Source organism: Mesorhizobium sp. M2A.F.Ca.ET.042.01.1.1 (genome assembly GCF_003997405.1).
Taxonomy (GTDB): domain Bacteria; phylum Pseudomonadota; class Alphaproteobacteria; order Rhizobiales; family Rhizobiaceae; genus Mesorhizobium.
Genome location: NZ_RZRX01000136.1, coordinates 1 through 16,940, shown reverse-complemented (window position 1 = coordinate 16,940; position 16,940 = coordinate 1). Strand labels below are relative to the sequence as shown.

The following is a 16,940-nucleotide window of genomic DNA, read 5'->3' as shown; positions in this document are numbered from 1 at the left end:
GGTCGATCCCGCCGAGCTCGACTGCGCCGCCGACGCGCAGGCCGGTCTGCAGCGGCGTGATGACGAAGCCGTGCCCGGAAAAGATCAGCTGCCGCCTCACGTCGAAGGCCGACGCCGGCAGCGTCGTGTTGTAGCCGCGCTCGGTTTCAAGCGGGATCCGATCGCCGAGAATTTTCGCCAGGAGATGCGACCAGGCGCCGGCGGCGATCACAAGATTGTTTGCCGTTCGCCTGGTGCCATCGGCCAGCACGATCGTCGCGCCGTTCGCGCCTGCCTCCACGCGTTCGACCCGCGCATGCTCGAAACGGGCGCCAAGCTTTTCCGCATAGGCCCAGACCGCCTTGCCGAGCAATTTCGGATCGGCGACAGTCTTCCAGCCCGGTACGAAGGTGCCCTTGACAAAGCGCGGCGAAAGCCCCGGCTGGAGCGCGGCCATCTCTTCGCCTTCGACATGGCGGAAGCCGATGCCGAAACGCTCGCGCTCGGCCCAGCCGGGCAGCGAGGCGCGGAACTCCGCCTCGCTCTCATAGAATTCCAGCGAGCCGTCCTCGCGCAGCATCGGCCGCGTGCCGGAGCGGTCGAGCAGGCCCATCCACTCGGCCTCGGCAAGCTTCATCATGCCGGCCTGCGTGGCGAGGCTCGTCTCGTAATGCTTCGCCGCGCCGGCCCGCCAGAAGCGGATCAGCCAGGGCAGGAGTCTCGGCAGATAGGCCGGGGGAATGGCCAACGGCCCGAGCGGATCGGCGAGCCATTTCGGCAATTGCCGGATCATCCCCTTATGCGCCAGCGGCAGCACGTCGGAGAAGGCGAAGGCGGCGGCATTGCCGGAGCTGGTCTCCTCGCAGATCCCCGTGCGATCGAAGACGGTGACGCTGCGCCCCGCTTCCGAGAGCAGGGTCGCGGCGCAGATACCGATGATACCGCCGCCGATGACGGCAATATCTTCCCCTTCTCCCCGTTCACGGTGAGAAGACGCCCGAAGGGCGGATGAGGGGCGGTGCCCGTCCTCGGAATTTTCCTGCACGTGAAGGCTGTCCCTATTCGGCCGCCACCAGCCTGTCTGTCGATCGAGGAGACGTCTGGAGCGACGGCAGTGTCGGCCGCACCGCCAGCGCGTCCCGGACGATCTTCTCGACCGCCTTGCGGCGTTCGCCCGACAGCGGCTGGCGCGGCATGCGCACGCGGTCATTCGTACCGATCGCCAGCACTTCGGCAAGCTTGATGTTTTGGACCAGATAGGTCGAGACATCGAGGTCGAGCAGGGGCCGGAACCAGCGGTAGATCGCCAGCGCCTCCTCGCGGCGGCCCTGCCGCATCAGCTGGTAGATCGCGACGGTCTCGCGCGGGAAGGCGGTGACCAGGCCGGCCACCCAGCCGATGGCGCCGACCGACAGCGCCTCGAAGGCGAGATTGTCGACGCCGGTGAAGAGGTCATAGCGATCGCCGAAGCGATTGATGATCTCGGTCGAGCGGCGGATGTCGTCGGAGGATTCCTTGATGGCGACGAAGCGCTTGTCCGATGCCAGCTCCTCCATCAGCTCGACGGTCACGTCGACGCGATAGGCGAGCCGGTTCGAGTAGATCATCACCGGCAGGTCGCCGGCTTCCGCCACGGCGCGAAGGGCGGCGACGGTCTCTTCGGGATTGGTATGGTAGATCGGGCTCGGCACCACCATCAAGCCGTCGGCGCCTTCCCTGGCGGCGCGCTTGGCGATGCTCGCCGCCTCACGCGTGCCGGGCTCGTTGACGGTCAAAAGCACCGGCTTCTTGCCGGCGACTTTTTGCGCCGTCTTCAGCACCTCGACCTTCTCGTCGGGCGACAGCATGGGGCCTTCGCCCAGCGAACCGCAGACGATGATGCCGTCGCAGCCGGCCTCCATCTGCAGGGAGTAGCAGCGCTCCATCTCGGCATGGTCGAGGCGGTCGTCGGCGGTAAATTTGGTCGTGACTGCTGGGAAAACTCCGGTCCACACGGCTTGTCTCTCCTCTGATATATCAGTCGTATATCTATTAAGAATTGGCGTGTCAACGCTGAATCCGTTATGATATATGAAAAATATATCAGGAGCCCCGCCATTGATCTCCCCACTGATATCCGCTGATGCGAACGCCCCCTTCGAGCCGGCGGCAACCAAGGCCTATCGCGCGCTGGAGCACATGATCGTCACGCTCGAGCTGGCGCCGTCGAGCTTCGTCACGGAAGGCGCGCTGATCGATCGCCTCGGTCTCGGGCGCACGCCGGTGCGCGAGGCGATCCAGAGGCTGGCCTGGGAAGGGCTTCTCGACATAAGACCCCGCGCCGGCATCGCGGTCGCGCCACTTCACGCCGGCGACTGGCTGCGGGTGCTCGATGCGCGGCGCGGCATCGAGGTCGTGCTCGCCCGATCGGCCGCCCGCTTCGTCACACGCGAGGCCGCCGACCTGTTTCACGAGGCGGCTTTGGCCATGCAGAAGGCGGTGATCTCGGGCAACGTGCTTGCCTTCATCCAGGCCGACAAGGCGCTCGACGAGGCGCTGGCCATCGCCGCCGACAACCCCTTCGCGGCGCGTGTGGCCGCCCCCCTGCAGAGCCACAGCCGCCGCTTCTGGTTCCGCTACAAGGCCGACACCGGTCTTGCCGAATCAGCCGAGCATCATGTCGCGCTGATCCGCTCGATCCTCGATGGCGACGAGGAAGGCGCCGCCAAGGACGCCAAGAAACTGATGGCGCTGCTGCGCGGCCACGCCGAGGTCGCCGCCACGCGTTGATCCCGTCAGTTCTCAGCCGGCTCTTTTTTCGCCGCCCACTTCAGCAAGGCATCGAGAGCCGGGCACAGCGCCTGACCCCAGTCGGTCAGACAGTATTCGACCTTCGGCGGCACCTGGTGATGGACGATGCGGCGCACGATGCCGTCGGCTTCCATCTGCCTGAGTTGCTGGATCAGCATCTTTTGCGAGATCGCCGGAATGGCCCGCTCGAGGTCGGAGAAGCGCAGCACCTTGCCGCCGAACAGGTGAAACAGGATCACCAGCTTCCACCGGCCTTCAAGAATGCGCAGCACGTTCTCGACGCCGATCGCCGCGGACGAAGGCGTCAGAGGCTCGGGCTCACTTTCAGGTAAGTACCTTACTTTATCGTCGGTTCTTGTCATTTTCGCAGCATACCTCATCTTAGCAGCCGACAACAGCCGCCCCTCCTACAGACGGCGGCATCCAATTGGAGACAAACCGTGACCGTGACCCTTCCTCCGCCGTTGGCGGATTATTTCGCCGCCAACAACCGCCACGACATCGACGCGATGCTCGTGCCTTTTGCACCGGAGGCCATCGTCAAGGACGAAGGCGAGACCCATCGCGGAACCGAAGCGATCCGTCAGTGGATGCAAAGCACGACCGACAAATATCACGCGAAAGTCGAGGTTAAGGAGGCCGCTCTCACAGCCAACGCATGGCGGATCGCCGGTGTCGTCTCCGGAGATTTCCCCGGCAGCCCGATAACGCTCCACTACAATTTCACGCTGGGCGGCGACCGGATCGCGAAACTGGAGATCGGCCTATGACCATCCGGCAGACATTCGCGATCGATGACCAGGAGTTCCGGGGCAAGCGCGTGCTGGTCACCGGCGGCACCAAAGGCGCAGGCGAAGCTATCGTCCATCGGCTTGCCGCGGCAGGCGCAAGGGTCGCGACGACCGCCCGTTCGCCCGACGCCGGAACACCGGCGGAACTCTTCGTGCAAGCCGACCTCGCCACTCTCGACGGTGCGGCAAACGTCGCCGCCGCCACTATCGACGGACTCGGCGGCATCGACATCGTCATCCACAGCGTTGGCGGGTCGAAAAGCCCGGGCGGCGGTTTCGCGGCGCTGTCCGACCGGATCTGGCAGGACGAACTCAACCTCAATCTGCTTGCGGCGGTGAGGCTCGACCGACTGCTGGTTCCCGAGATGATCAAGCAGGGATCGGGCGCGATCGTTCATATCTCGTCGATCCAGCGCCGCCTGCCCTTGCACGAATCCACCATTGCCTATGCGGCGGCAAAGGCCGCGCTCTCGACCTACAGCAAGGCACTATCCAAGGAACTCGGCCCCAAAGGCGTCCGCGTCAACGCCGTGGCGCCAGGCTGGATTCACACCACCGCATCGGAAGCCATGGTCAAGCGTTTGGCCGCCCATGCCGGGTCGGACGAGGAAACCGCGCGTCAGGGCATCATGGATGCGCTGGGCGGTATCCCGATCGGCCGGCCGGCATGGCCGCGAGAGATCGCCGAGCTGGTCGCCTTCCTGGTTTCGGATCGCGCATGGGCGATCCACGGCGCCGAATATGTCATTGACGGCGGTACGATACCGACGGTCTGAGCGGCATCCTGCCGCCAGGCTCGCTGCGGCAGAGCCTTCGTTCAGGCGCCCGGCATCGCCGCCCTGATCGTCGGGCTGTCCCAGCCCTCGCCGACCGAGAGAACGCAGCTTTGCCCCTTGGTGTCGGAGGCAAGAACCGTCCAGCTGCCCTGATCGGAAACGAAAATCTCCAGCACGACGTTCGGATTGATCAGGCCGCGCCCGGCCTCGGTTTCGTGGAACTTGTCGCCCAGCGCCTTGATGATGTCGGCGCGGGCCGCGCATTGCGCCGCCGCGCTTGCCGGGGCGGCTCCAAGGGTGATCGCCGCCGTCGCCAATATTGCCGCCACAACAAATCGTGTCATCTGACACCTCCTCGCGCCAGACGAGAACCCCGGCTTGAACCGGCGCTGTTCGGTTGCCTGCACGCATGGCAGGAATACAGGCTAAGGCGGATACCGGTCTGTTGGTTCCATCACACGGCGATGGAATTTTAGAAGATGCGGATAGGCTCTCGACGTGCCGTTCCTGGAATCATGCCCCTGTGGTTGGACACGGAACCGAAAGGCGAGAGGGGTCGACGCAGCATAAAAAGGAAGCGCGGTCTGCACCGCGCTTCCTTGAAGTCTCTTAGAAAACCGTTCGGCTAGTTCGTCGTCGGTATGACGAACTCGGCGCCGTCCTTGATGCCCGCCGCGCGCCCGCAGCCGCAACGCGGCGAGGACGCGCAGCTAAAGAAACCGTCCGGCTAGTTCATCGTCGGGATGACGAATTCCGCGCCGTCCTTGATGCCGGACGGCCAGCGCGAGGTGACCGTCTTGGTCTTGGTGTAGAAGCGGAACGCGTCCGGGCCGTGCTGGTTGAGGTCGCCGAAGGACGACGCCTTCCAGCCGCCGAACGTGTAATAGGCGATCGGAACCGGGATCGGCACGTTGACGCCGACCATGCCGACCTGAACGCGCGAGGCGAAATCACGGGCCGCGTCGCCGTCGCGGGTGAAAATGGCGACGCCATTGCCCATCTCGTGGTCGTTGGCGAGCTTGATGGCGTCCTCGTAGCGCGGCGCGCGCACCACCGAGAGCACCGGCCCGAAGATTTCTTCCTTGTAGATGCGCATGTCGGCGGTGACGTTGTCGAACAGGCAGCCGCCCATATAGTAGCCGTTCTCATAGCCCTGCATCTTGAAGCCGCGGCCATCGACGACGAGCTTGGCGCCTTCCTTGACGCCGATATCGACGTAACCCTTCACCCGCTCCAGCGCCTGTGCCGTCACCAGCGGGCCGAAATCGGCGGAAGAATCCGTCGACGGGCCGACCTTCAGGCTTTCGACACGCGGCACCAGCTTTTCCATCAGCCGGTTTGCGGTGTCGTTGCCGACCGGGACCGCCACCGAGATCGCCATGCAGCGCTCGCCGGCCGAGCCGTAGCCGGCGCCGATGAGGGCATCGACCGTCTGGTCCATGTCGGCGTCGGGCATGATGATCATGTGGTTCTTGGCGCCGCCGAAGCACTGCACGCGCTTGCCGGAAGCCGTGCCGCGCGAATAGATGTAGTGGGCGATCGGTGTCGAGCCGACGAAGCCGATGGCCTTGATGTCCGGATCGTCGAGGATGGCGTCGACCACTTCCTTGTCGCCATTGACGACGTTGAGGACGCCCTCGGGCAGGCCGGCCTCGATGAAGAGCTCGGCGATACGCAGCGGCACGCCCGGGTCGCGCTCGGACGGCTTCAGGATGAAGGCGTTGCCGCAGGCGATGGCCGGCGCGATCTTCCACAACGGGATCATGGCCGGGAAGTTGAACGGGGTGATGCCGGCGACGACGCCGAGCGGCTGGCGCATCGAATAGACGTCGATGCCGGGGCCGGCGCCGTCGGTGTACTCGCCCTTCATCATGTGCGGCGCGCCGATGCAAACCTCGACCACTTCGAGGCCGCGCTGGATGTCGCCCTTGGCATCGGCGATAGTCTTGCCGTGCTCGCGCGCCAGGATGTCGGCCAGCTCGTCATAGTCGCGCTGGACCAGCTCGAGGAACTTCATCAGCACGCGCACGCGGCGCTGCGGGTTGGTGGCGGCCCATTTCGGCTGCGCCGCCTTGGCATTCTCGACCGCGGCGCGCAATTCCGCCTGCGAGGCCAGCGCCACCGTGCCGCGCACGGAGCCGTCCATCGGCTGCATCACATCCTGCTTGCGGCCGCTGGTGCCGGCGACACGCTTGCCGCCGATGAAATGACCGTATTCGATCATGGTTTCTCTCCCTGGATTTCGTGATGATGCCATTGTCCGCCTTTGCGGCGGCGATGGCAACGCGAGGAAGATCGCAACCGTTGTGCGGAAAATAGACAACGGCAGCGGAGTGTGCATTAATTGTCGCAAATGCCTGACGTGAAGGACTTCTCTGGTTGAGTTTTCTCGCGCCCCCCTCTGGCCTGCCGGCCATCTCCCCCACAAGGGGGGAGATCAGATGTCGCGTCGGTTTTCGCCAATCGCCGATGCAGGAGAAAGCGCTGCCGGCGACACTGCCAATCTCCCCCCTTGTGGGGGAGATGTCCGGCAGGACAGAGGGGGGCGCGACAGAACGCGGCCTTGATCGTTATTACCAGGACCATCCCCATGAACTGGGATGACGTCCGCATCTTCCTCGCCGTGGCGCGCGCCGGCCAGATCCTTGGCGCAGCGAAACGCCTGGAGCTCAACCACGCCACCGTCTCGCGCCGCATCGCCGCGCTCGAGGAAGCATTAAGGACAAAGCTTTTCCGCCGCCTGACCACCGGCAGCGAGCTGACGCCCGCCGGCGAGCGCTTCCTCGACATCGCCGAGCGCATGGAAGGCGACATGATCGCCGCGCGCTCGACCATCGCCGGCGAGGGCGACGACGTTTCGGGAACCGTGCGCATCGGCGCGCCCGACGGATTTGGCGTCGCCTTCCTGGCAAAACGGCTGGGCGAACTGACCGCTTTGCACCGCGAGCTCACCATCCAGCTTGTGCCGGTGCCGCGCTCCTTCTCTTTGTCGCGCCGCGAGGCCGATATTGCGATCACCGTCGAGCGGCCGACCGAAGGGCGGCTGGTGGCGGGCAAGCTGGTCGACTATACGCTCGGCCTCTTCGCCTCCCGCGCCTATGCCGAGGCCAACGGCCTGCCCAAAACGCCGACAGAACTCGCCCGGCACACGCTGATCGGCTATGTGCCGGACCTCATCGTCAGCCCCTCGCTCGACTATGCCGCCGAGTTCAGCCCCGAATGGCGCACCAGCTTCGCCATCTCCTCGGCGCTCGGCCAGGCCGAAGCGGTGCGCTCCGGCGCCGGCATCGGCATCCTGCACACATTCGTCGCCCGTTCGATGCCGGAGCTGGTGCCGGTCGACATCGTCGCCCCGATCCGCCGCGCCTACTGGTTGGTCTATCATGAATCGGTGCGGCCGCTGCGCCGCGTCCAGCTGGTCGCCAACTTCATCACCAAGGCGGTGGAACGCGAGCGGGGCCTGTTCAGCTGATTTCACAGACCTGCAAACGCAATTCGTGGTTCAAGGCGAGTCGAGAATAAACGAATTCACCACTCGCTCAGCCTTGTCCGCCATCGGCGCCCACATCCGCGCCACTTGCTCGGCGCTCTCGCCCATCACGCTGCAGTTCACATAACCATAGCGCGCCCCTCGGACTGAGAATGCGAACCTGGAATGACCATAAAAGGTGGCATTCTCGCTCCGAACCGTAAAATCCAAGTCAGCCAGGCGGACGGGGTAGCCATCGGGAAACCTCGCAAGCCTGTCATTGCTAAAATCGGCTGTGCTGAATGAGGTGCCTATTGTCTTCTTCCAATTGTTCATCGACCAGCTCTCCATAAACTTGCCTGTATCGGACGGCGAGTCCGGTGCCGATTGATCGTAAAATGAAGCCGATACCATGCAGGTGAGATCGGCGGATTTCACGCTCAGCCGTATCTCTTTGTCGGAAGGCGCCTCATTGAGCCATTCTTCTGGAAAGCTCAACGAAAACCCGTTCTTCTGGTCGTGGACGGTCTTGTCCGCAGCCGTCGCCGCGGTGGCGCACAAGAAGAGAAATACCAAAGTGGTGGTCAGAAAACGAAAACGCATCGACGGTATTCGTCCTTCAAATGTTTCGCGGAAATGGTCAACCGCTCTATCTCATCATTTTTGACGCAATTCCTGGCGGAACGCTACGGCCAAGCGCCGAAACTAACCGCCCACACTTTCCCTGGAATTGCTCTAATCCGCATCGAGCACGAACGAGCTCACAATCTTCTCGGCCTCGTCCGCAAGCGGCGCCCATTTGCGCTCTACCTCTTCGGAGCTGTCGCCCGCGACCCCGCAATCGACGAAACCGTAATGCGATCGGCGCAGTGTCAGCGCAATGCGGGAATGGCCGTAGAAGCTGACATTTTCGTCTGCATAGTGGAAATCCATGTCGGCTATGCGCACCGGATAGCCGTCCGGGAAATGCGCCAACCTGTCCTTGCGGAAGGCGGCCGACTCATAGGCGACGCCGACCATGGTCTGCCAGTTGCTCACCTGCCAATCTTCCTCCATGAACGCCCTGACGTCGGGTGGATTGTCGGGAGCGGTCGGATCGTAGGCATTTTCCGACACGCGGCAGGTGAGTCCTCGTTCGCCGGATTTGATCTTGAGCCGAATGGTGTTGTCAAAGGCGGTTTCGCTCGCCCATTCCTCGGGATAGGTCAGCGAAAAGCCGTGCTTCCTGTCGTGAACGGTCTTGTCGGCGGCAAGCGCCGCCGCGGCGCAGCTCAGACATGCGGCCGCCGTTGCCAAAAGAAAAAGACGCATGCCGAAGTCCCCTCGCTGCGGCCGATCCTAACACAGGCAGTTGGTGGTTGCCGCCTTGCCTCCGCCACAAATTCGGCCACTGTGGCACCGGGGCGCTTCGTCATGCTGTGGCTGGGCGCGAGGGGACAATTTTCACAACGCCGGCGGGGAAATGCGAGCCGTTCTTGCCATTCTTCCGCTACTTTTCCTGTCGGACTGCGCCAATCCCTGGGCGAGGGTTCCGGAGGCGGAGCTGCCGAAGCCGGTTCGCTATGCCATGTCGCGGCCCTCGCCTTTCGTCATCGGCAATTATTGCGGCCCGGGCACACGCACCGGCGACCTGTCGGCAAGGCCTGTCGACCGCCTCGATGCCGCCTGCCGGGTTCATGACGCCTGCTACATTGCGAGGCGCAATCATTGCGACTGCGACGGCGCGCTCGTCGCTTCAGCGCGGAAAATTCGAGACGACAAGGCGGCGCCGCGCAAGATGCGAAACGAGGCCGAACTTCTGATCGCCACCTTCGCTTTTCCCGTCTGCCGGATCTTTCCGCAAGGCTTCCTGCCGCCGCGCGACCCCGCCCAGCTCAATGCCATGAACGGGGCCTCCGGATGAGCCTCGGGTCTGCCGTCGCCAAGGCATTGCTTGGACTGGCGCTGACGGTGCTGGCCGGCTGCGCCGGCATGCCCGGACAATCGGCCTGCGCCTTCTTTCCGGGCGACGACGCCTGCGACCGCCTGCCCGTCTCGGCGGACAGCAGCGGCGACGGCATCGCCATGGCCCGTTACTTCGCCAGCGACGGCAACAGCGCCTACGAAAGGGAATTCCAGGCGCTGCTCGCCCAAAGCCGCCTCGATGCGCTCGACCGCGCCAACGGCACCGGCCGCTTCGGCCGCGACTGGCGCGACGTCCAGAACAGCGGCTTCCATGCGACCTATCCGGCGCTGCAACGGTTGGCGAAACCGCTCGACGACACGGAACTCGCGCCGACGCCAGGCAAGCCGGGCCAAGGCCATTTCGCGGGGCGCTGGCGCATGTCTCGCCAGACCCTCTATCTCGATGCCGCCGCGCGGCCCTCGGCGCCCAAGACCTTCAGCTTCTCCGGCCTGCAGGCGCGCTCGGTCGAGATCGTGCTGCGGCAGGCAGGCCAGCATACTCTCGACATCGGCGGCACCTGCAACGGCCCGCTCGCGATCCGCGCATCGGGCCGATCCTCCACGGTCGCCGCAGCCTCGCCATTCCATTTGAGCCTGCCGGTCGCCGAAACCTCCGCCAGCCTGTTTCCGGACCAGGCGCTGACCCGCTGCGATCTGCGCGTCACCTCGACCCTGGCGCCGGCCGGCGCGCCGTTGACCTTGCTGCGCGAAGAGAGTGCCGATCCCTGGATCGCGGCTCTGGACAGCCGCTACGACCGCTGCCCGGTGCCCGCTCCGGCGGGGCTGGAGGAACTCGACCGCGTCTTTTATGCGAGCCGTTGGCTGTCGCAGACCTGCGCGCTGCCGCTGGGATCGCCGACCCTGCTGCGCAAGTCGCGCGACGGCTTCAATGCCAAGGTCGAGGCCCTGCTCGGCAAGAGGCTGCCCGACAGTGCCTTCGACAAGGCCGATCCCGAGCTGCCGCTCGATTTCTCCAACGCCCCAAAACTCAGGCTGATCTATCTGTCGTCGCTGGAATTCAAGGCGGATTTCTCCGGCCGCATCATGGAGCGGTTGATCCGTCACCATGCGGCGCAGGGCACCAAGGTGCGCATCCTGGTGACCGACGTGCTGGAGCGGGAGAAGGACGACGCCATGCTCCACCGGCTGGCGTCGGAATTCCCCAATGTCGAATTGCAGGAATATCGCTGGCAGGCCGATCACGGCGCCCCGTTCGACGAGCAGATATCGCAGCTGCACAAGACCCATCACGTCAAGATGCTGGCGACGCTGGCCGAACAGCCCGGGCGCTCGCGCGTCATCATCGGCGGCCGCAACATCCATGACGGTTTTCTGTTCCACAGGCCGGTCGACCTGACCCGCTATCCGGGCCTCGAGCAATACGGCAAAACCGACGGCTTCTCGCTGAATTACTATTCCAACTGGAGCGACTTCGACATCGAGATCGCCGACCAGGCGACCGTCGAGACGCTGGCCGCGCATCTGTCGACCATCTGGCTGCGCGACGCCGACACCAACCTGTCGAGGCCGTTCTCCATTCCGGTCCGTTCCCGGGCGGCCCCGCGCGGCGTAACGCGGCATTTCATCTCCGTGCCCTATCAGGATGGGCACGCGCTGGAGGCCTATTTCGTCGAGCTGGTCGACACCGCCGAGCATCGCATCGAGATCGTCAATCCCTATCTCAACCTGACGCCCGAGATCGCCCGGGCCTTCGACCGGGCGCTGGCCAGGGGCGTGAAGATCGATGTCGTCGGCCGCATCGACCTCAAGGGTGATATCGGCGGCCGGTTCCTCACCGCCCTCAACAAGCTGTTCGTCGAGAAATATGGCGACCGCATCAACATCCGCGAGTTCAAGGCGCCCGACGTCGTGCTGCATTCCAAGATCATGATGATCGACGAAAGGCTGGTCGCCATCTCATCGGTCAACCTCAACAACCGCAGCTTCTTCCATGACTCGGAGAACGGCATGGTCGTGCTCGATCCGGCCTTCTATGCCAGGATGAAGCCGATCTACCAGGACTACGTTGCGCATTCACGGCCGGTCGCCACCAATGTTACGATCGGCTGGGCCTACCGCCTGCTGTTCAGCGACAATTGGGTCAGAGAGGCGTTCTGAGGGATTGAAGCGCGCCGTCTCGATTCCATACCGAGCAGAGCGCTTAAATAGGCCTCAGATACCGCTCTGGGCTGAGGTCGCGCGCGTTGATCTCCGGCACCCGGTTGGACATGATGTCTGCCAGCACCTTGGCCGAGCCGCAGGCCATGGTCCAGCCGAGCGTGCCGTGGCCGGTGTTGAGATAGAGATTGGCGACCTCGCTCAGTCCGACCAAGGGCGGTCCGTCCGGCGTCATCGGCCGCAAGCCGCACCAGAAGCTCGCCGCCTTGAGATCGCCGCCGCCAGGAAAAAGATCGCCGACCGAATGTTCGAGCGTGCGGCGGCGCAATTCGTGCAGGCGAAGATCATAGCCCGAGATTTCCGCCGTGCCGCCGACGCGGATGCGGTCGCCGAGCCGGGTGATCGCCACCTTGTAGGTCTCGTCCATCACGGTCGACACCGGCGCGGCCTCGGCATTGGTGATCGGCACGGTGATCGAATAGCCCTTGACCGGATAGACCGGAATGGGTCGTCCCAGCTTGCGCATGAATTGCGCCGAATAGCTGCCCAGCGCCATCACGAAGGCGTCGGCGGATTTCCATCCGCTGTCGGTGAGCACATTGGTGAGGCGGTTCCGGTTCCTGACGACTTTCCGGATGGTCGAGCCGTATTCGAAGGTCACGCCCCGCGCCACGCAGAGCTCAGCAAGCTTGTCGGTGAACATCTTGCAATCGCCGGTCTCGTCGCCCGGAAGCCTGAGGCCGCCGACGAATTTGTCGCGCACGGCGGCGAGCGCCGGTTCGGCGGCGACACAACCGTCGCGGTCGAGGATCTCGTAGGGCACGCCGTATTTCTTCAGCACCTCGACGTCGCCGCCGGTGCCGTCGAGCTGCTTCTGCTTGCGGAAGAGCTGCAGCGTGCCTTTGGCCCGTTCGTCGTAGGTGATGCCGGTCGCCTCGCGCAGTGCCTTCAGCGTGTCGCGACTGTATTCGGCAAGCGGCACCATGCGCGACTTGTTGAGCGCATAGCGCTCGGCCGTGCAGTTGCGCAGCATCTTTAGCAGCCAAGTCCACATATTCGGGTCGAAGGCCGGCCGCACCACCAGCGGGCCGTATTTCATCAACAGCCATTTGACGGCTTTGATCGGAACGCCTGGCCCGGCCCAGGGCGAGGCATAGCCCGGCGACACTTCGCCGGCATTGGCAAAGCTGGTTTCGAGCGCCGGCCCCGGCTGGCGATCGTAGACGGTCACTTCATGGCCGGCCTCGGTGAGGAAGTAGGCGGTGGTGACCCCGATCACGCCGCCGCCCAGCACGATGACTTTCATTCTATCTCCCTCAAGGGCCGTGCACGCGGAGGCGCTTTGGCTCGTTCATCTGTGTGCCGGATTTTGCGGCGCCCGCCAAGGGGCGTGGTCAGGCGCCGAGGTAGCGGCGGTGAAAGCGCGTGCCCAGACTGGTCAGTATCTCGTAGCCGATGGTGCCGGCGTGGCCGGCCGCGTCGTCGACGCTTTGCGAGGGGCCGATGAGCTCGACGAGGTCGCCCTCGCCGAGCCTGCCTGCCGGAAGCGCCGAAATGTCGAGGATGATCGAATCCATCGACACGCGCCCGACGAAGGGCAAACGCACGCCCTCGAACCAGGCGGCCGAAGCGGCGCGCCGGTGCCAGCCGTCGCCATAGCCCAGCGAAATGGTCGCCAGCCTGAGCGGCCCGTCCGCCTGGTGGGTGTGGCCATAGCCGATGCCTGTGCCGGCGCCGATCTCACGCGTTTGCGCCACCTTGGCTTCCAGCCTTATCACCGGCAGCATCGGATTGGCTTCGTGGGGTGTCGGGTTGACGCCGTAGAGCGCGGCTCCGGGACGGGCGAGATCGTAATGGTAGGCCGGCCCTAGAAAGATGCCCGACGAGTTGGCCAAGGAGGCGGGCGCCGCGGGCAGCATCTTGCGCAACCGGTCGAATTCCAGCCGCTGCTTCTCGTTGGCCGACTGTTGGGGCTCGTCGGCGCGGGCGAGATGGCTCATCACGAAGCGGATGTCGATGCCATCGAAGGCGCCGGCCTCGCTCGCGACCGCCTCGACATCCGTCGGCGCCATGCCGAGCCGGGCCATGCCGCTATCGACCTGGATGGCGGCAGGCAGGCTCCGGCCCGCGCTCCGCGCGGCCTGGCGCCAGGCCTTCAGCTGGATGGCGCTGTTGACGACCGGGCAAAGTCCGGCCGCTTCCGCTTCCGGTTCCGACCCCGGAGGCAGTCCGTTCAGCACGAAGATGTCAGGTCCGGGCCCGATCGCGTTGCGCAGCGCGATGCCCTCGCCGGGCAGCGCGACAAAGAAGATGTCACAGCCCTCTTTCGCCAGCGCCGAGGCCACTTGGGCGGCGCCAAGTCCATAGCCGTCGGCCTTGAGCACGCCGGCGCAGCGAACGCCGCCCAGCCGCGCCTTGAGCCGGCGATAGTTTTCCCGGATGGCGCCGAGGTCGATAGTGAGGATCGCGCCGGCGGCCGCCTCGCTGACCATCGAACCATTGGCAGCGACTGTTTGCAGCGAAGTCACTTCGGCATCACTCATCAAGGCAATCGTCGCAGGCGGTTTGCAATTGTTGCGGCGACGCACGACTTTGGACGCTGGCGCCGCCCCTCACCTGCCTGCCGGCATCCTCTCCCCGTATAGTGACGGGGAGAGGGGCGCTGTCGCCGCCGATTTCGCCAATCACCAACGTCGCGAGAAGCGCGCCGAGGCTGCGGCCAGCCCCTTCTCCCCGTCACTATACGGGGAGAAGTGCCCGGCAGGGCGATGAGGGGCAGCGCCGACGCTTCGCTAAAGTGCGCTTGCCGCGCGTCGTTCATGTTTGCCTCTTTGCATGCAGCACATCAGCATCAACAAAGCATGATCTCGACTACGGTGCCAACCTCTTCGCTTGCCGAACTTAGTTAGAAGCACGCCTGCCACGTCTAGCGAACAAGATGCTGGAATGCCGCCACAACCTGCTCATAAACCTTGCGCTTGAACGGCACGATCAGCTCGGGCAGCTCGCGCATCGGCCGCCAGGCCCATTCGTCGAACTCGGCCGTGTGGCCGCCGGGCGGCGGATTGATTTCGATCTCGCTTTCGTCGCCCTCGAAGCGATAGGCGAACCATTTCTGCGTCTGGCCGCGATAACGGCCCTTAAAGGCGACGCCGACCAGATGCGGCGGCAGGTCGTAATTGATCCAGCGCGGCGCCTCGGCAAGCAGCGACACGCTGCGCATGCCGGTTTCCTCATAGAGCTCGCGGCCGGCGGCCTCGAGCGGCTCCTCGCCCTTGTCGATGCCGCCTTGCGGCATCTGCCAGAGCTGCGTGGTGCCGGCGAACTCGCTGTCCGGCTCGGCGATACGGTGGCCGACCCAGACCAGGCCGGCTCTGTTGAGGATCATCAGCCCGACGCAGGGACGGTAAGGCAGCGTTTCGGGGTCGATCGTCTTGGCCATGGGTCAGCGTTCCAGCGGTCTCGAGGATTGACAGCGGCGACAAGCGCAGCGTTAGCCCTTTTGCGGATCTATGGCCACAGCCGAGATCGGCACGATCTCGATGCCGCGCTTCTTCGCCTCAGCGATCCAGGACGTCACCGTGTCGACGGTGATGTCGAAGGCCGAACCGATGCCGACTGCGCTGCCCTTGGCCCGCGCCGTGGCTTCGAGACTGTCGAGCTTCTTCAGGATCTCGCCGCGGTCCTGCACGGCATCGATCGCCATGTCGCCGGCGACGAACGGCACGCCGTCCTTCAGCGCCAGGTCAGGCGCGACGCTGCGCGAAGACGAGCCGTCATCGATATAGGCAAGGCCGCGCTTGCCGAGCTCGGCGATGAAAGGCTGCATCGCCGACGCGTCGGCCGAGAAGCGCGCGCCCATATAGTTCATGACCCCGGTATAGTTTGTGGTCCTGGACAGCGCCCAATGCAGGCTTTTCAAGTTTTCGTCCGGGCTGGCCGAGACCGTGAGCGTGTTGCGGCCGGGATTGACGTTGGGATAATCGAACGGCTCGAGCGGCACCTGCATGACGATCTCATGCCCGCTCTGCCTGGCCGCCTGCATCCATCGGCCGATGCTGTTGCCCTGCGGCGCGAAGGCCAGCGTCACTTCGGCCGGCAGCTTGGCGATGGCGGCTTGCGTGCCGGTCTGCGAGACGGCGAGCCCGCCAATGACGATCGCCACCCGCGCGCCGCGCGCCCCCGACCACGGCCGGGCATAGACGTCGAAGGGCCGCCTGCCGTCGGCGGAGCGGATCGGCAGCGGACCCGTGTCGCTGGCTTCGATCAGCGCCCTGTCCGGGATATGCGCGACCTTGAGGTTCTGGCCAAGCGTCGACGGATCGCGAATGACGATCGCCGCTTTCGGCGGGCTGTCGCCTTCCTCGGTCTGGACGTGGATGATCTGCGGCCCGCCGCTCTTCATCGGGGTGCTGGCCTGCGGTTTCGCCGCGGCAACCGGAGCCGGTGCGGCAGGCGGCGCGGGTGTGGTGGGGGCCGCGACAACCTTCGGCGCGGAAACCGCCACGTCTTGCGGTTTACGGAACGGCTTGTCGCGCAATGCGATCGCGCCGGAAACGCCGATCACGGCAAGCACGGCCAGCACAGCGGCAAGCGTGCCGCCGCTGATGCCGGTCGAAGCACGCCGCTTGGGCCGGAGCTTCTGTCCAAGCGGGCGTTCGATATCCTTGCCGATGTCTGCCAAGTTAAGTTCCCCGGAAGCACGCCACTTGGATGAAATGTCACGTTCTCGTGACATCTCGCGTAAACTTCGCAATCGCTGGCGCGATACCCCAGACGCGTGGCGCCCCAACCGCGGTCCCCGAATCAAACTGCCGGGACCTCGCGGTCCCGGCAGCATTGCATTGCTTCGATCGGCCTGCCAGAGCCGGACTGCTTTACTGGTTCAGCACGGCCTTGTCCGGGTTCGGCGGGAAGGCCGGGTCGGTCTTCTCGCCGCGCAGCAGCTGCTCGGCATAGATCAGCTGCAGATCGTCCTTCGGATCCGGCGGCACATAGGCGGCCGACCCAGAACCGGTCGAGCTCTCGTCGGCGCCCTTGATGTGGCCCTTGAGGTCGGATTCGCCACGGGTC

The 16,940-nt window shown here is 64.8% G+C and carries 17 protein-coding genes and 1 pseudogene; 6 read left to right on the top strand and 12 right to left on the bottom strand.

Annotated elements, in window-relative coordinates; genetic code table 11:
* Both EOA23_RS20485 and EOA23_RS20480 read right to left on the bottom strand, forming a co-directional pair.
* Window positions 1-1,024: FAD-dependent oxidoreductase (locus EOA23_RS20485; RefSeq protein WP_189341649.1), on the bottom strand; the 1,024-nt coding region annotated here is incomplete at its 3' end.
* A 13-nt stretch (window positions 1,025-1,037) separates the two neighbouring features.
* A complete protein-coding gene (locus EOA23_RS20480) occupies window positions 1,038-1,973 on the bottom strand; it encodes a dihydrodipicolinate synthase family protein (RefSeq protein WP_127305484.1) in 936 nt (311 codons plus the stop codon).
* Between the two features lie 115 nt (window positions 1,974-2,088).
* Here EOA23_RS20480 and EOA23_RS20475 point away from each other — a divergent pair, with 115 nt between their 5' ends.
* Entirely contained in the window at window positions 2,089-2,748 is a 660-nt protein-coding gene (locus EOA23_RS20475; protein WP_126064896.1) for a GntR family transcriptional regulator, read from the top strand.
* A gap of 5 nt (window positions 2,749-2,753) precedes the next feature.
* On the opposite strand, the gene EOA23_RS20470 is transcribed toward EOA23_RS20475, so the two are convergent.
* Window positions 2,754-3,131 (bottom strand): helix-turn-helix domain-containing protein, encoded by a 378-nt coding sequence (locus tag EOA23_RS20470; protein ID WP_127305483.1) that lies wholly within the window; start codon window positions 3,129-3,131, stop codon window positions 2,754-2,756.
* Between the two features lie 78 nt (window positions 3,132-3,209).
* On the opposite strand from EOA23_RS20470, the gene EOA23_RS20465 reads away from it, so the two are divergent.
* Together EOA23_RS20465 and EOA23_RS20460 are read left to right on the top strand one after the other, a co-directional pair.
* The gene (locus EOA23_RS20465; protein ID WP_127305482.1) at window positions 3,210-3,539 is read left to right on the top strand and encodes a nuclear transport factor 2 family protein; all 330 of its coding nucleotides are present in this window, start codon (window positions 3,210-3,212) and stop codon (window positions 3,537-3,539) included.
* Window positions 3,536-4,336, top strand: coding sequence for an SDR family oxidoreductase (locus EOA23_RS20460; RefSeq protein WP_127305481.1), 801 nt, complete (start codon window positions 3,536-3,538; stop codon window positions 4,334-4,336). Before EOA23_RS20465 ends, EOA23_RS20460 begins: the two co-directional genes overlap by 4 nt.
* A 41-nt stretch (window positions 4,337-4,377) precedes the next feature.
* Here the strand turns inward: EOA23_RS20460 and EOA23_RS20455 are convergent, their stop codons facing one another.
* Complete coding sequence (locus tag EOA23_RS20455) at window positions 4,378-4,680, bottom strand: hypothetical protein (RefSeq protein WP_042645684.1); 303 nt, start codon at window positions 4,678-4,680, stop codon at window positions 4,378-4,380.
* A gap of 383 nt (window positions 4,681-5,063) precedes the next feature.
* Window positions 5,064-6,560 (bottom strand): CoA-acylating methylmalonate-semialdehyde dehydrogenase, encoded by a 1,497-nt coding sequence (locus tag EOA23_RS20450; RefSeq protein WP_126063950.1) that lies wholly within the window; start codon window positions 6,558-6,560, stop codon window positions 5,064-5,066.
* A 366-nt stretch (window positions 6,561-6,926) separates the two neighbouring features.
* Between EOA23_RS20450 and EOA23_RS20440 the strand changes: the two genes are divergently transcribed.
* Window positions 6,927-7,808: a LysR family transcriptional regulator gene (locus EOA23_RS20440; RefSeq protein WP_127305480.1), complete on the top strand. Its 882-nt coding sequence runs from the start codon at window positions 6,927-6,929 to the stop codon at window positions 7,806-7,808.
* 30 nt (window positions 7,809-7,838) lie between these two features.
* On the opposite strand, the gene EOA23_RS20435 is transcribed toward EOA23_RS20440, so the two are convergent.
* Together EOA23_RS20435 and EOA23_RS20430 are read right to left on the bottom strand one after the other, a co-directional pair.
* Window positions 7,839-8,408, bottom strand: a complete 570-nt coding sequence (locus EOA23_RS20435; RefSeq protein ID WP_127305479.1) for a hypothetical protein — start codon at window positions 8,406-8,408, stop codon at window positions 7,839-7,841.
* 132 nt (window positions 8,409-8,540) lie between these two features.
* A complete protein-coding gene (locus EOA23_RS20430; RefSeq protein ID WP_127305478.1) occupies window positions 8,541-9,116 on the bottom strand; it encodes a hypothetical protein in 576 nt (191 codons plus the stop codon).
* 151 nt (window positions 9,117-9,267) lie between these two features.
* On the opposite strand from EOA23_RS20430, the gene EOA23_RS20425 reads away from it, so the two are divergent.
* Window positions 9,268-9,708 carry a hypothetical protein gene (locus EOA23_RS20425; RefSeq protein ID WP_127305477.1) on the top strand — a complete coding sequence of 147 codons (441 nt, stop codon included), beginning with the start codon at window positions 9,268-9,270 and terminating at the stop codon, window positions 9,706-9,708.
* Window positions 9,705-11,867: a phosphatidylserine/phosphatidylglycerophosphate/cardiolipin synthase family protein gene (locus EOA23_RS20420; protein ID WP_127305476.1), complete on the top strand. Its 2,163-nt coding sequence runs from the start codon at window positions 9,705-9,707 to the stop codon at window positions 11,865-11,867. Before EOA23_RS20425 ends, EOA23_RS20420 begins: the two co-directional genes overlap by 4 nt.
* Before the next feature lie 43 nt (window positions 11,868-11,910).
* Here EOA23_RS20420 and EOA23_RS20415 read toward each other — a convergent pair whose 3' ends face one another.
* The 5 genes and pseudogenes from EOA23_RS20415 to EOA23_RS20390 all read right to left on the bottom strand — a co-directional run.
* Window positions 11,911-13,173 carry a D-amino acid dehydrogenase gene (locus tag EOA23_RS20415; protein WP_127305475.1) on the bottom strand — a complete coding sequence of 421 codons (1,263 nt, stop codon included), beginning with the start codon at window positions 13,171-13,173 and terminating at the stop codon, window positions 11,911-11,913.
* A gap of 88 nt (window positions 13,174-13,261) precedes the next feature.
* Window positions 13,262-14,410 carry an alanine racemase gene (gene alr, locus EOA23_RS20410; RefSeq protein WP_127305474.1) on the bottom strand — a complete coding sequence of 383 codons (1,149 nt, stop codon included), beginning with the start codon at window positions 14,408-14,410 and terminating at the stop codon, window positions 13,262-13,264.
* Between the two features lie 383 nt (window positions 14,411-14,793).
* A complete protein-coding gene (locus tag EOA23_RS20400; RefSeq protein ID WP_127305473.1) occupies window positions 14,794-15,309 on the bottom strand; it encodes an RNA pyrophosphohydrolase in 516 nt (171 codons plus the stop codon).
* A 51-nt stretch (window positions 15,310-15,360) separates the two neighbouring features.
* Entirely contained in the window at window positions 15,361-16,551 is a 1,191-nt protein-coding gene (locus EOA23_RS20395; RefSeq protein WP_127305472.1) for a divergent polysaccharide deacetylase family protein, read from the bottom strand.
* Window positions 16,552-16,744: 193 nt separating this feature from the next.
* Window positions 16,745-16,940 (bottom strand): annotated as a pseudogene (locus EOA23_RS20390) (peptidase S41); the annotation flags it as partial.